At 63.2% G+C, this 14,415-nt stretch carries 15 protein-coding genes; 12 read left to right on the plus strand and 3 right to left on the minus strand.

Going from position 1 to position 14,415, the window contains the following annotated elements; all coding sequences use genetic code 11:
* Positions 1-130: 130 nt before the first annotated feature.
* Entirely contained in the window at positions 131-1,408 is a 1,278-nt protein-coding gene (locus O7A70_RS04325; protein WP_337139232.1) for a 4-aminobutyrate--2-oxoglutarate transaminase, read from the plus strand.
* 76 nt (positions 1,409-1,484) lie between these two features.
* Here O7A70_RS04325 and O7A70_RS04330 read toward each other — a convergent pair whose 3' ends face one another.
* Genes O7A70_RS04330 through O7A70_RS04340 form a run of 3 tightly spaced genes read right to left on the minus strand, consistent with a single transcriptional unit; the run spans position 1,485 to position 3,317 of the window.
* Entirely contained in the window at positions 1,485-1,790 is a 306-nt protein-coding gene (locus O7A70_RS04330) for a type II toxin-antitoxin system RelE/ParE family toxin (RefSeq protein WP_337139234.1), read from the minus strand.
* 5 nt (positions 1,791-1,795) lie between these two features.
* Positions 1,796-2,026 (minus strand): type II toxin-antitoxin system ParD family antitoxin, encoded by a 231-nt coding sequence (locus O7A70_RS04335; protein ID WP_337139235.1) that lies wholly within the window; start codon positions 2,024-2,026, stop codon positions 1,796-1,798.
* Positions 2,027-2,063: 37 nt separating this feature from the next.
* Positions 2,064-3,317, minus strand: a complete 1,254-nt coding sequence (locus O7A70_RS04340) for an NAD(P)/FAD-dependent oxidoreductase (RefSeq protein ID WP_337139236.1) — start codon at positions 3,315-3,317, stop codon at positions 2,064-2,066.
* Between the two features lie 430 nt (positions 3,318-3,747).
* Between O7A70_RS04340 and O7A70_RS04345 the strand changes: the two genes are divergently transcribed.
* The 11 genes from O7A70_RS04345 (at position 3,748) to O7A70_RS04395 (ending at position 14,404) form a co-directional block, all read left to right on the plus strand.
* Entirely contained in the window at positions 3,748-5,037 is a 1,290-nt protein-coding gene (locus O7A70_RS04345; RefSeq protein WP_027142054.1) for an imelysin family protein, read from the plus strand.
* A 53-nt stretch (positions 5,038-5,090) separates the two neighbouring features.
* On the plus strand, positions 5,091-5,402 hold the full coding sequence (locus O7A70_RS04350; RefSeq protein WP_140507681.1) for a (2Fe-2S)-binding protein: 312 nt from the start codon (positions 5,091-5,093) through the stop codon (positions 5,400-5,402).
* Positions 5,368-5,853 carry a bacterioferritin gene (bfr, locus tag O7A70_RS04355; RefSeq protein ID WP_027142053.1) on the plus strand — a complete coding sequence of 162 codons (486 nt, stop codon included), beginning with the start codon at positions 5,368-5,370 and terminating at the stop codon, positions 5,851-5,853. Before O7A70_RS04350 ends, bfr begins: the two co-directional genes overlap by 35 nt.
* A 12-nt stretch (positions 5,854-5,865) precedes the next feature.
* A complete protein-coding gene (locus O7A70_RS04360; RefSeq protein WP_337139240.1) occupies positions 5,866-7,467 on the plus strand; it encodes a di-heme oxidoreductase family protein in 1,602 nt (533 codons plus the stop codon).
* A complete protein-coding gene (locus O7A70_RS04365; protein WP_337139242.1) occupies positions 7,467-8,546 on the plus strand; it encodes an imelysin family protein in 1,080 nt (359 codons plus the stop codon). Before O7A70_RS04360 ends, O7A70_RS04365 begins: the two co-directional genes overlap by 1 nt.
* Before the next feature lie 2 nt (positions 8,547-8,548).
* On the plus strand, positions 8,549-9,655 hold the full coding sequence (locus O7A70_RS04370; RefSeq protein ID WP_337139244.1) for a DUF1513 domain-containing protein: 1,107 nt from the start codon (positions 8,549-8,551) through the stop codon (positions 9,653-9,655).
* A gap of 107 nt (positions 9,656-9,762) precedes the next feature.
* Entirely contained in the window at positions 9,763-10,440 is a 678-nt protein-coding gene (gene tsaB, locus O7A70_RS04375; protein WP_337139246.1) for a tRNA (adenosine(37)-N6)-threonylcarbamoyltransferase complex dimerization subunit type 1 TsaB, read from the plus strand.
* Positions 10,441-10,522: 82 nt separating this feature from the next.
* A complete protein-coding gene (rimI, locus tag O7A70_RS04380) occupies positions 10,523-11,017 on the plus strand; it encodes a ribosomal protein S18-alanine N-acetyltransferase (protein ID WP_337139248.1) in 495 nt (164 codons plus the stop codon).
* A 26-nt stretch (positions 11,018-11,043) separates the two neighbouring features.
* Positions 11,044-11,844 (plus strand): lysophospholipid acyltransferase family protein, encoded by an 801-nt coding sequence (locus O7A70_RS04385; protein WP_337139250.1) that lies wholly within the window; start codon positions 11,044-11,046, stop codon positions 11,842-11,844.
* A gap of 74 nt (positions 11,845-11,918) precedes the next feature.
* A complete protein-coding gene (gene miaB, locus O7A70_RS04390; protein WP_337139252.1) occupies positions 11,919-13,328 on the plus strand; it encodes a tRNA (N6-isopentenyl adenosine(37)-C2)-methylthiotransferase MiaB in 1,410 nt (469 codons plus the stop codon).
* Positions 13,329-13,411: 83 nt separating this feature from the next.
* A complete protein-coding gene (locus O7A70_RS04395) occupies positions 13,412-14,404 on the plus strand; it encodes a PhoH family protein (protein WP_027142045.1) in 993 nt (330 codons plus the stop codon).
* The last annotated feature ends 11 nt before the right edge of the window (positions 14,405-14,415 follow it).

Raw genomic sequence — 14,415 nt, forward strand, 5'->3', positions numbered from 1 at the left:
ATCGCCGGACTGGTTAAGTCAGGCCCAATCGACCCGGTGACGGTGCCGACTTGAGGAAAATCTGAAATAAGGCCAGAAGGGGAATTCAACGACATCAAACAGAACGGGCGCCGGCCCGGTGAGGGATATCATGAAGAACTCCGCCATTTCCGAACGCAAGAACCAGTCGATCTCGCGCGGCGTCGGCATGACCACGCAGATCTACGCCGATCGGGCTGAAAATTCGGAAATCTGGGATGTCGAGGGCCGCCGCTATATCGACTTCTCCTCGGGCATCGCCGTCGTCAACACCGGCCACCGCCATCCCAGGGTGATCGAGGCGGTCAAGGCCCAACTCGACCGCTTCACCCACACCTGCCACCAGGTCGTGCCTTATGAAAGCTATGTTCGGCTGGCCGAACGACTGAACGCCATGCTGCCCGGCAAGTTCGAGAAGAAGACCATCTTCGTCACCACCGGCGCCGAGGCGGTGGAGAATGCCATCAAGATCGCTCGCAATGCCACCGGCCGCCAAGCCGTCATCGCCTTCGGCGGCGGCTTTCACGGCCGCACCTTCATGGGCATGGCGCTGACCGGCAAGGTCGTGCCCTACAAGGTTGGCTTCGGAGCCATGCCGGGAGACGTCTACCACGTGCCGTTCCCCGTGCAACTGCATGGTGTCTCGGTCGCCGATTCGCTGGCCGCGCTCGACAAGCTGTTCAAGGCGGATGTCGATCCGGCCCGCGTCGCCGCGATCATCATCGAGCCGGTTCAGGGCGAGGGCGGCTTCTACGACGCGCCGCGTGAACTGCTGACGGCGCTGCGCAAGCTCTGCGACCAGCACGGCATGCTTTTGATCGCGGACGAAGTGCAGACCGGCTTTGCCCGCACCGGCAAGATGTTCGCCATGGACCACCATGAGGTGGCGGCCGACATCACCACCATGGCCAAGAGCCTCGCCGGCGGCTTCCCGCTGTCGGCGGTAACCGGCCGCGCCGAGATCATGGATGCGCCCGCTCCCGGCGGCCTCGGCGGCACCTATGGCGGCAGCCCGATCGGCGTCGCCGCGGCACATGCGGTTCTGGATGTCATCGAGGACGAAAAGCTCTGCGACCGCGCCAACACGCTGGGTGCGAGGCTGAAGCAGCGTCTGCAGTCGATCCGTGACGACGTGCCCGAGATTGTCGACATCAGGGGTTTGGGCTTCATGAACGCCGTGGAGTTCAACGACGTCAAGAAAGGCCTGCCGTCGGCCGAGATCGCCAACGCGATCCGCTTGAAGGCGCTCGACAAGGGCCTGATCCTGCTGACCTGCGGCGTCTATGGCAACGTCATCCGCTTCCTGGCGCCGATCACCATCCAGGACGAGGTCATGAACGAAGCGCTCGACATTCTGGAAAGCTCGATCCGCGAAGTCTGCGCCGCCTGAAAAGGCGGCGCCTCATTTCTCCTGACGGCTTGCATCAAAGCTGGTGAAGGTGCCGTCAGGAGCTCGGATTCTGCAATCAGGCTGGGATGTCCATTTTGGCGTGTAGCACTCGCCACACATCGATATGGTCGGCCTGCTCAAGATAGAAGATCAGATATGGGTAGCGTTTGAGTTGCACACTACGAAGACCAGGCAATCCGATTTCGTAGCCATATCTCAAAGAGCCCGATGCCGGATGGTCGGCGATCAGTTTGTAGGCGTTTTGAAGATCGTCGACATAGCCCAACGCTGTATGAGAACCAACTTCGCGCGCATAATAATCAACAGCGTTCTCGATATCTCGCAGTGCAAGGGTTCGAGGAACAATCGCCTTTGCGGCCACCTAATTTATTGGCCTTGGGCTCGTTTTCGCAGCAAGGCGAAATAGTTAGCGTCAATGGGAGCGCCTGGTGCGGATGACGCGCCTTCGAGGAGCAAACCGCGCAGAAGCTGACGATCCTGATCGTGGCGGATCAATTCACGCACATACTCGCTGCTTGAGCCATAGCCGCGGTCCGTCACTTGCTGATCGACAAAATGCTTCAAGCTGTCCGGCAGCGAGATATTCATGGTGCTCATTCCGGCATTTTATTGCCTATGACAAAAATTGGCAATCCTACGCACGGGCCTTGGCTGGCTCCATGTTCTGGAATGCCGCCAGTGCCGCCTTCAGCTCGTCCGGGCCTGCGGCCACCATCTGCGGTGTCGGCGAGAAACCGGCGCCGAGCATCTTGCGGCCAAGCATGTGGTCGCCGGGGCGGTTGACGGATTCGATGCCGAGCAGGCGGTCACCGGCATAGTGGTAGATCGAGAATTTGTTGTCGGGCAGGTCGCCCAGAACGACATGGTTGTCGCCGCCGGCGGTCAGGCCGACCATCTGCAATTTCATGTCGCCAATGTCGGACCAGAACCATGGCACCGCCGAGTAGGCGTCGGTGTGACCGGTAATTGTCCGGGCGGCAAGCCGCGCCTGGTCGGTGGCGTTCTGCACCGATTCCAGCCGCACGTCGTCGCCGGTGAACCAGTGCCGGTAGGAGGCGGCGTCGCCGATGGCCAGAATCTCCGGCACAGAGCTGCGCATCTGGTGATCGACGCGAATGCCGTTGGCGACATGAAGGCCCGCGGCTTGCGCCAGTTCGACATTCGGCACGGCACCGATGCCGACCACGACCATGCGCGCCGGCAGCCTTTCGCCTGACGAGGTGATCGCGGCCGTGACATGGCCGTTTTCGCCTTCGAGCCTTGAAATCGAGGTTCCGGTGAGGATGCGCACGCCTGTCGCTTCCAGCCTTTGCCGGACATGGCTCGCCACCATCGGCGCCACGGCGCGTCCGAGCAGCCGGTCGACGGCTTCGACGACCGTCACGCTGCGGCCGGCCGCCCGCAGCGTCGCGGCGATCTCCAGCCCGATGAAGCCGCCGCCGAGGATAACGACGTCTTCGCTCCGCGCGCTCAACTCCCGGATCAGCCGCGCATCGGCCAGCGAGCGCAGCGACACCACGCCGGATAGATCCGCGCCGGGCAGCGGCAGGGCGCGCGGGCGCGATCCGGTCGCCAGGATCAGATGGTCGAAGACAAGTGCGCCGCCGCCGGCAATGTCGAGATTGTGGCGGCCGGCATCGATGCGCTCGATCCGCATGCCCGGTCGGTAGTCGATGGCGCTACCGGTGTAGAACGTCTCGCCCCGAAGCGGTTGAGGCTTGGCACCGGCATCCTTGATGAAGGTCTTCGACAGCGGCGGCTTGTGGTAGGGCAGTTCGTTTTCGTCGCCGACCAGGATCACCGGCCCGTCATAGCCATCCTCGCGCAGACTGGCGGCCGCCTGCACGCCCGCATGACCCGCACCGACAATGACCACGCCGTTCTTCATCGCATTCCGATCCCGCTCGATCCTAGGACGTCCCGCCAAGTGGCAATTGTCTGGCGCCGCCGCAAGAGAGGGTTTGCGGGTCGCACCCGGGACGGCGACTGTCAATCGTACAGTTCGGTGCAAATGCCCGCGCAACGGCGCATAAAGTTGACTATTGCAGTTTAGAATAATTCTAAACTATTGTTTCGATTGGGTTTTCCAGCAATTCCCATTGACTTTCATCGGACTCGAAGCTTTAAGGAGGCTCGCGCATTGGCGCATCCCTTTGATGTCTGGGCCTTGAACCCGTTCGATTGGAGGCATTTTGGTGTCTTTCTTCCCCGAGCCGCGCGATCACGCGGCATGTCTTGCGCCCAATGGCATGAATGTGGCCTGGCGCGGGTTGGCGCGCGCGCCGCTTAGAAAATTTCCGAGGAACTGGAGAGCGATAATGACAGCACGATATGGCGGCAGGCTGGCGGCGATCGGCGCCACGGCGCTGCTGACGGCAGCGGTATTCGTGCTGCCTGCCAGGGCGGAAACTGACGCGAAGGCGGTCATCAAGACTTACGCAGATATCGGGCTTGCCAAATATGAGGATTCGCTGACCACGGCGCAGGCGCTCGACAAGGCGGTCGACGCACTGCTTGCCAACCCGTCGGCGGAAACGCTCCATGCTGCCCGCGACGCCTGGAAGGCGGCGCGCGTGCCCTACCAGCAGACCGAGGTCTACCGCTTCGGCAACAAGATTGTCGATGACTGGGAAGGTGAGGTGAATTCCTGGCCGCTGGACGAAGGCCTGATCGACTATGTCGCCAAGAGCTACGGCACCGAGTCCGATGCGAATTCGCTCTATACCGCCAATGTGATCGCCAACAAGGAGATCGAGATCAACGGCAAGAAGGTCGATGCGTCGAAGCTTTCGCCGGAATTCCTGTCCGGCACGCTGCAGCAGGCCGGCGGCGTCGAAGCCAATGTCGCCACCGGCTATCACGCGATCGAATTCCTGCTCTGGGGCCAGGACCTGCACGGCACCGGTCCGGGCGCCGGCGAGCGCCCCTACACAGACTACGATCTCAAGAACTGCACCGGCGGCAATTGCGACCGCCGCGCAGAGTACCTGAAGTCGGCGACTGGCCTCCTGGTCTCCGACCTGCAGAAGATGGTCGACGACTGGAAGGAAGACGGCGCCGCGCGCAAGAACCTGCTCGATGGCGAGCCGAACACCGCCATTTCGGTCATCTTCACGGGCATGGGCTCGCTCTCCTACGGCGAACTGGCGGGCGAACGCATGAAGCTCGGCCTGCTGCTGCACGATCCCGAAGAGGAGCAGGACTGCTTCTCCGACAACACCTACAATTCGCATCTCTATGATGCGGTCGGCATCCGCGCTGCTTACCACGCCAGCTATACCAGGCTTGATGGCACCGTCGTTTCAGGTCCCTCGGTGTCCGATATGGTCAAGGTCGCCGATCGGGCGATCGACAAGGAATTGTCTGATAAACTCGATGTCACCGTCGCCAGGATGGAGGCGATCAAGGCGCGCGCCGAGGCCGGCGAGGCCTATGACCAGCAGATCGCCGAAGGCAACACGGCGGGCAATGCCACCGTTCAGGCGGCTATCGACGCGTTGATCGACCAGACCAAGTCGATCGAGCGCGCGGTCGGTTCGTTGAAGTTGAACGCCATTGCCTTCGAAGGTTCCGACAGCCTCGACGCACCCGACAAGGTGTTCAAGTAGGCCTACCCCAAGCCAAACGGCGCCGCACCGGCGCCGTCAGCCAGAGCGACGAAATGCTGATCTGCCATTGCAACATCATCACCGAGAAGGAGATCGAGCAGACGATCATCGGCCTGCTGGATCAGGATCCCTGGCAACTCATCGTGCCGGCGAAAGTCTATCACGCCATGCACAAACGGGGTCGGTGTTGCGGCTGCTTCCCAAATGTGGTCGAAACGATCATTCGGGTCACCGAGAACTACCACGCCCGCTCGCAGGCGAGCGGCGTGGACATCGTTTCACATCTGGATCGCGTCAGAGGCCTGCGCGTCCAATACGGGAGCAGAACCCATGAAAGGCGAACCACAGGTCATCGAGCGGCTTAACGAGGCTCTTTTTCTGGAACTCGGCGCCGTCAACCAATATTGGGTACATTTCCGTCTGCTCGAGGATTGGGGATACGCCAAGCTGGCCAAGAAGGAGCGTGCGGAATCGATCGAGGAGATGCACCACGCCGACAAGCTCGTGGCCCGCATCATCTTCCTTGAAGGCCATCCCAACCTGCAGTCCGTGGCGCCGCTGCGCATCGGCCAGAACGTCAAGGAAGTGCTCGAATCCGATCTTGCCGGTGAATATGACGCGCGCACTGCCTACAAGCGCTCGCGCGAAATCTGCGATGAAGCGGGCGACTACGTATCGATGAAACTGTTCGAGGAACTGCTGACCGACGAGGAAGGCCACATCGACTTCCTCGAGACGCAGCTCGACCTCCTGGCCTCGATCGGCGAGGAGAAGTACGGCCAGCTCAACGCCGCATCGGCGGACGAGGCGGACTAAGGATATGCGGGAATGCGGCGCCTCTTAGACGTCCTGCGCCGCTTGCGGCGGGCCAAGGGTCCGCTGCGCCTTCGGAAAACGCCAGCCATACCGGCTGGTCGGCATGGCCTTATTCTCGTGCTGGCGCTGACATCCTCCGCGATCGCCGGCGACCTTCAACCGGCTGGCCTCGCCACCACGCGCACCGATCTCACTGCCAAGGATCAGGCGCGCGTCACCGCCGTCAGCAGGCCGACCACGGATTTCTCCAAACCCGAGCCTTTCGAACTGATGCAAGGTGGCGCCGGCACCTCGCGGAAGGACGTCAGCCGTGATTCCTTCTCGCAATCCTCGGCCAACATCAGCTTCGAGGAAGAAGGCACCTTCAAGCTCGGCAACGCGCTTTTCCGCAAGAACTGGGTGTCGTCGCCATCCTCGACGCAGGCCTCGGATGGGCTTGGGCCCCTGTTCAACGAACGCGCCTGCCAGAACTGCCATCTGAAGGATGGCCGCGGCCGACCGCCGCAAGGCGATGCCGGCACCACCTCGATGTTCCTGCGGCTGGCGCGTGACGCAAGCAGCGCGGAAGAGAAGGCGGCGCTCGCCGACCGCAGGCTGCTCAATCTCCCGGACCCGGTCTATGGCACGCAGTTGCAGGAACTGGCCGTGCCTGGCCTCAAGGGTGAAGGCAGGATGCGTGTCGACTATAAAGAACGTAAGGTGGAGCTGACGGACGGCACCGTCATTTCCCTGCGCAAACCCACCTACGCGGTCGACGATCTTGCCTATGGACCGCTCGATCCGCGCACCACGCTGTCGCCGCGCCTGACGCCGCCGATGATCGGCCTTGGCCTGATCGAACAGATTGCGCCGGCCGACATTCTGGCCCATGCCGACCCGGACGACAGGGACGGCGATGGCATCTCCGGCAAGCCGAACATCGTGCGTGATGACCTGAGCGGCGAGCTGACGCTTGGCCGTTTCGGCTGGAAGGCGCAGGCGGCGTCGATCCGCCAGCAGGCCGCGGATGCCTTTGCCGGCGATATCGGCATCTCGACGCCGGAAGAGCCGAAACACTGGGGTGATTGCACCGCCGCGCAGGAAAAATGCCTCGCAATGCCCAACGGCGTGCAGGCGCGCCTCGGCCCGGCCGAGGCGCCGGCGCCGGTAATGGATCTCGTCACCTTCTATTCACAGAACCTGGCTGTGCCGGCGCGGCGCGGCCTCGCCTCACCTGATGTGCTCGCCGGCAAGAAGGTCTTTTACGAAATCGGCTGCGTTGCCTGTCACACGCCGAAATTCGTCACCCGTCGCGATGCGCCTGACAAGGCGCAGGCGTTCCAGTTGATCTGGCCTTATTCCGATTTCCTGCTGCACGACATGGGGCCAGATCTTGCCGATGGCCAGGCCGTGGGCGAGGCGACCGGCAATGAGTGGCGCACCCCGCCGCTATGGGGCATCGGCCTCACCGAAACGGTCAACGGCAATTCCTTCTATCTGCACGATGGCCGTGCGCGCTCTTTGGTCGAGGCTATCCTGTGGCATGGTGGCGAGGCGCAGAAGGCGCGCGACCGCTTTGCCGCCACCGGCGCCACCGAGCGCGATGCATTGGTCAAATTCCTGGAGTCACTTTGATGCCGAAGCGTTTCGCGCTGGTCCTCGTTCTCCCATTGACCCTGCTGGGGGCCTTGCCCGCATCGGCCGCGGTGAAAGCCTCTGACGTCATCCAGCGCGCGATCGACGGCTTTATCCGACCGGCCTATGAGGACCTGCACCAGCATACGGAAGCCCTCGTGAAAGCGATGCACAAGCTCTGCGAGGCGCCGTCGCAAGGGGAGCTTGATGCGGCGCGGGCCGAATTTTCGGCCACCATCCATGCCTGGTCATCGGCCGAGATCATCGGTTTTGGGCCGATCAAGGAGAACAACAGGCTGGAGCGCATGCTGTTCTGGCCGGACCGCAAGAGCATCGGTCTGAAACAGGTTCAGGCGGCGTTGTCGGACAAGGATCCAGCCGCCACCGACCCTGTCCAGCTCGCCGGCAAGAGCGTTGCCATGCAGGGGCTCGGCGCGCTGGAATTCGTGCTTTACGGCGACGGCGCCGATGTCTTGACGGGCAAGGACGAACCCTATCGCTGCGCCTATGGTGCGGCCGTTGCCGGCAACATCGAAATCATCGCCGCCGACGTCAGCGCGGCCTGGAACAAACCGGACGGTTTCGCCGCGCTCTGGGCCAATCCGGGGCCGCAAAATGCGCTCTATCGTGATGGCAACGAGGCGGTCACCGAACTGGTCGGCGTCTTCATCAACGAGCTGGAAATGGTCCGCGATGTGCGCCTGAAGGGTTTTCTGGGCGCCGGACCCAACGCCGACAAGCCAAAACAGGCGATCTACTGGCGTTCACAAAACACCACCAAAGCGCTGGCTGGAAATCTGGCCGGTGTCGATGCGCTGTTCCAGGTGTCGAAGCTTGGCGACGCGCTGCCGCCGGATGCGCATTGGATGGCGGAATCGATCCACATCCAACTGGTCAACGGCGTGGCGACCGCCAAGGCCGTCCAGGGCCCGATCGACAAGGCGCTCGCCGATCCGGCGCTGCGTGAAAAACTCGAGCATTTCGCCCTGATCACCTCCAGCCTGTCGACCTTGATCGGCACCAGGCTGACCGCCGAATTCGGCCTGACCGCCGGCTTCTCGTCGCTGGATGGGGACTGAGCATGAAGAGATTGCTCATCGACCGCCGCGATTTCTTGAGGGCCGCCGGCATCGGCTTCGCCGCCGCCGTGACGCCCTCAGCCTGGGCAAACACGCTTGCTGCTGACGCGGTCTTCGCCACCGCCTTCGTCAAGCGCGACGGCAGTTTTGGCGCTGCCGTCCTGTCCGAGGCCGGCAAGCTTCTGCATGCGATCGACTTGCCCGATCGCGGCCATGACGTCACCTTCGATCCCATATCGAAGCGATCGGTGGTCTTCGCCCGCCAGCCCGGCACCTTCGCCGTCGTTTTCGATCACACGGGGCGCGACGCTCCGCAAACCATCGCCAGCATCACCGGCCGGCACTTCTTCGGTCACGGCGTGTTCTCGCCCGACGGCGCGTTGCTCTACGCCACCGAGAACGATTTCGACAACGCGGCCGGCGTGGTCGGCGTCTACGATGCGCGGGCGAAATTCAGTCGCATCGGCGAATTCCCGACCTACGGCATGGGTCCCCACGAACTTCTGCTGCTGGGCGACGGCAGGACGATCGCAGTCGCCAATGGCGGCATCGAGACCCATCCCGACTATGGCCGCGCCGAGCTCAACATTGCGACGATGAAACCCTCCTACGTCCTTGTCGACCGCGTCACCGGCGACCTGGTCGAAAAGCATGAATTGCCGGCTGCACTGCACCAATTGTCGATCCGCCACATGGATACCGACCAGACGGGCGCCGTCTGGTTCGGTTGCCAGTACCGGGGCCCCGGCACCGATCGTCCGCTGCTGGTTGGGCTGGCGGCGCGGGGCAAGGAGTTGCGGCTGCTCGACATGCCGCAGGACGTGCTGTCCGGTTTCCGCAACTATATCGGCTCGGTCGCCGCCAATCCTGTTGCCGGTACCGTCGCCGTTTCCTCGCCGGAAGGTAATTCACTGGTCGTGATCGATGCGGGCAGCGAACGGGTCGTCTCCTCCAGCGCACTGGTGGAGGTCTGCGGCGTGGCGCCCGACGGGGCCGGCTTCATGGCCACCACGGGTGCCGGCGAGATCATCGAGGGCAATGGTGGGACGCGGTCGGAACCGGACTATGTCTGGGACAACCACATGCTGCGCATAGAGCAGGCGGCATAAGCTCTTCCGCCAGGCCAAACCGAAGCCGCTTAACAAATTGTACACTATACCCTTGCGGTTGCGCGCCATGGCGGGCACAGGGAATTGTTTCTCGAACGGGTCGTTTCATGAAAGTTCTCGCCATCGACTGTGCCGCCAGCCTCTGCGCCGCCTGTGTCTACGACGCGGCGGTCGGGCGGGAGCTCGGCCGTTCGGTGCTCGATCTGGGCAAAGGCCATGCCGAGCACCTGATGGCCGTCATCGCCGAAGCGTTGAAGGTCGGTGCGACCGACTACGCCGGCCTTGGCGCCATTGCCGTTTCCGTTGGCCCCGGCTCCTTCACCGGCCTGCGCGTCGGTGTGTCGACCGCGCGCGGCCTGGCGCTGGCGCTCAAGGTGCCGGCAATCGGGGTGACGACCCTCGAGGCGCTGGCCGCCGAGGCGGCCACCGCATTTCCAGGCCGTGCCGTGCTGGCGGCGCTCGATGCCGGACGCGAGGAAATCCATGCCGCGCTCTATGATGAAATGTCAGTTTTGACTTACGGTCCGGCGGTGACCACGCTTGCGAACGCGGTAGCCATGGCGTCGGAGCATTCCGCGGTGCTCGCCGGTACGGCAGCGACGCTGATCGCTGAAGCGGCCGGCCGCCCCTTCGACATCGGGCCTCGGACAGCAACCGCCGACATCCTCACCTACGCCCGGCTGGCTGCCGCAAAGGGACAGGGCGAAAGGCCGAAGCCGCTTTATCTGCGCGGTGCCGATGCCAAGCCACAGGCCGGATTTATACTTTCGAGGCAAAGACCATGATCCCGAAAAGTGGAAGCCGGTTTTCGCGGACAAACGGTCCCGTTTGTCCACAGATCATGGTCAGGCGAGAAAACGAGAATTGATGCGTATACCTTTTCTTCAATCGCGTCGCCGCGACTACGCGCTCGAACCGCTCAGGGTCACCGACAGTCCCGCTGTCTCGGTGCTGCACCGCGAGGACTTTGTCCGCCCATGGACCGACGGTGAGTTCGCTGCCTTGCTCGAACAGGACACCGTCTTTGGCTATGCCGCGCGCGAAACCGGGCAGGGCGACAAGCCGCCTGTTGGCTTCGTCCTCGCCCGGCTGGCCGCGGGCGAGGGTGAAATCCTGACCGTCGCGGTGGCGCGATCGCATCGCCGCCAGGGCCTGGGCTGGCAGTTGATGGACGCGGTGCTGCGCGAACTGCATTCGCAGCGTGCCGAAGCCCTGTTCCTCGAGGTCGATGAGACCAATGCCGCCGCGATCGCCCTCTATCGTCGGCTGGGTTTTCGGGAAGTCGGCAAGCGCCCGGATTACTACCAGTCGCCTGATCGCGGGCCGACCGGCGCGCTTGTCATGCGCCGCGATCTTCGCTAGCGAGGGATCGGGTAGGGCCAGGACATATGATCGGAAAAATCAGGATTTTCCTGGCGCTGGGCCTTGTCGTCGTCGGGTCGCTGGTTCTCGTGCCGCTGCAGATCCTGTCGATGAAGACGGGCTGGTGGCCGGAAGCCTTCGTCCTCAAGATCTGGCACCGGCTGATCATCCGGGCGCTCGGCATGCGCATTCATGTCAGGGGAACGCTGTCGGCCAAGCGGCCCTTGCTGGTGGCTTCCAACCACATTTCCTGGACCGACATCATGGTGCTGGGCTCTTTTGCCGATGTGAAGTTCATCGCCAGGGCCGACATGGAAGGCTGGCCGCTGATCGGCATGCTGTCGAAGCTGCAGCGCACCGTCTTCATCGAGCGCGAGCGCAAGCGCTCCTCGGGCGACCAGGCCAGCGAGATCGCCAATCGGATGGCCAAGGGCGATGCCATGGTGCTGTTCGCGGAGGGGTCGACCGGTGACGGCAATGTCGTCCTGCCCTTCAAGAGCACGCTGTTCGGCGCCGCCTCGATGGCGATCTCGGAAGGTGCCGCGCAGGAAGTGTTCATCCAGCCGGTGGCGATCGCCTACACGCGGCTGCACGGCGTGCCACTCGGCCGCCGCCACCGCCCGATCGCCGCCTGGATCGGCGACGAGGACCTGATGCCGCATCTCAAGGTGCTGATGGCCGAGGGCGCCCTCGACGTGGAGGTGCATTTTGGCGAACCGATCGCCTTTGCCAAGGGTTCCAACCGCAAGGAAACGGCCAAGCTGATGGAAGGCCGGGTGCGCGAGATGATGCAGGCGGCCCTCGCCGATCCGCTCCCGAGCCGTTAGCCGCCGGCATGCGTCAGCTGACGCATGCCAGAATCGTCTGTTTTTTGTCACGGAAAGGCGTTAGAAGCCGCCGGATGGACTTGAACACGATTGAAAGCGACGACATCGGCACCGTGGCCGGACAGCCGGCGGTGCGCACCACGGCAGCGAAAAAGGTCTTCATCAAGACCTATGGCTGCCAGATGAACGTCTATGATTCACAGCGCATGACCGATGCGCTGGTCGCCGACGGCTATACCGCGACCGATGCCATCGGCGAGGCCGATCTGGTGCTGCTCAACACCTGCCATATCAGGGAAAAAGCCGCCGAAAAAGTCTATTCGGAACTTGGCCGCATCCGTGACATGAAGGCCGAGCGCGCCAGCGCCGGCCGCGAGATGCTGATCGGCGTCGCCGGCTGCGTGGCGCAGGCCGAGGGCGCCGAGATCATCCGCCGGTCCCCGGCCGTCGACCTGGTCATCGGGCCGCAGACCTATCACCGTCTGCCCGACGTGCTGGCCCGGGTTCGCGGCGGCGAGAAGATCGTCGAGACCGAATACGCCATCGAGGACAAATTCGAGCATCTGCCGCAGCCCAAGCGTGCCGAGGTGATCAAGCGCGGCGTCACCGCCTTCCTCACCGTCCAGGAAGGTTGCGACAAGTTCTGCACCTTCTGCGTCGTGCCTTATACCAGAGGTTCGGAAGTGTCGCGGCCGGTGGCGCAGATCGTCGCGGAGGCCGAGCGCCTGGCCGATGCCGGGGTGCGTGAGGTGACGCTGCTCGGCCAGAACGTCAACGCCTGGCATGGCGAGGGCGAGAACGGTCAGGAATGGGGTCTAGGCCGCCTGCTGTTCAGGTTGTCTGAAATCCCCGGCCTGGCGCGGCTGCGCTATACCACCAGCCATCCGCGCGACATGGACGACGAACTGATCGCGGCCCATCGCGACCTGCCGTCGCTGATGCCCTATCTGCATCTGCCGGTGCAATCCGGCTCGGATCGCATTCTGAAGGCGATGAACCGCAGGCATACTGCGCGGGACTATCTGGCGCTGCTCGACCGCATCCGTGCTGCCCGTCCCGATATCGCGCTGTCGGGCGACTTCATCGTCGGTTTCCCCGGCGAGACGGAAACCGATTTCGAGGCGACGATGGAGCTGGTGCGCCAGGTGAACTACGCCTCGGCCTTCTCGTTCAAATATTCGCCGCGCCCCGGCACGCCGGGCGCCGACATGCCCGACCACGTGCCGGAAGCGGTCAAGGATGAGCGCCTGCAGCGCCTGCAGGCACTGCTGTTGAAACAACAGCAGGATTTCGGCTTGAGTTTGGTCGGCAGCACCATAGATACATTGATCGAGAAGCCCGGCCGCCAGGCCGGCCAGAAGGTTGGTCGCTCGCCTTGGCTGCAGCCGGTTATTGTTGATGAAATGGCGGGCGAAATCGGTGACATTATCAAGGTGCGAATCACGAAGACGGGCTACAACAGCCTGTTCGCCGAATTGGCCTGAGGGTCTCGGCAGATGAGGAGAGACGGTTGAGCGCAGCGGAGCTGAAGAATCTGCCCCCGGTACCGGCATCCGGGGCTTCTGACATGGCGCACATCGTTCTGACTTTCGACAACAACAAGCTTGCCAGCGCCCTTTACGGCCAGTTCGATGAAAACCTCGCCCGGCTGGAGCAGAAGCTCGGCGTCGACATCCGCTCGCGCGGCAACCAGCTGACCATCAAGGGGTCCGCTTCTGCCGCCGAACAGGCACGCCGCGCCTTGGACAATCTCTACGGCATCCTGCAGAAGGGTGTCGATATCGGCCAGTCCGATGTCGACGGTGCCGTTCGCATGGCTGTCGCCGCCGATGATCAGCTCACGCTGCCGACATTGGAGCGCAAGGGCAAGGTCTCCGCCGCCCAGATCGCTACCCGCAAGAAGACCATCTATGCCCGCTCGCTGAACCAGGACGCCTATATGCGGGCGCTGGAGCGGTCCGAACTGGTGTTCGGCATCGGTCCGGCCGGCACCGGCAAGACCTATCTGGCGGTGGCGCATGCGGCGATGCTGCTCGAGCGCGGCATGGTCGAACGCATCATTTTGTCGCGACCGGCCGTCGAGGCCGGCGAACGGCTGGGTTTCCTGCCGGGCGACATGAAGGAGAAGGTCGATCCGTATCTGCGCCCGCTCTATGACGCGCTCTACGACATGATGCCGGCCGACAAGGTCGAGCGTGCGATTGCCGCCGAAGTGATCGAAATCGCGCCGCTTGCCTTCATGCGCGGCCGTACGCTGGCGCACGCCGCCGTCATTCTCGACGAGGCGCAGAACACCACGCCGATGCAGATGAAGATGTTTCTCACCCGTCTCGGCGAGAACTCGCGCATGATCGTCACCGGCGATCCCACCCAGATCGATCTTCCCCCGAGCACCAAATCAGGCCTGGTCGAAGCCTTGCGTGTGCTCGACGGTGTGGCAGGCGCGGTAACCGTGCGCTTCAACGACGTCGACGTCGTTCGCCATCCGCTGGTGGCGGAAATCGTCAGGGCCTATGACCGGGACACCAAGCTGGCGCGTGGCCTTGGCGCCGAGAATTGATGTGACGATGC

Source organism: Mesorhizobium sp. Cs1299R1N1, assembly GCF_037179655.1.
GTDB classification, from domain to species: domain Bacteria; phylum Pseudomonadota; class Alphaproteobacteria; order Rhizobiales; family Rhizobiaceae; genus Mesorhizobium; species Mesorhizobium salmacidum.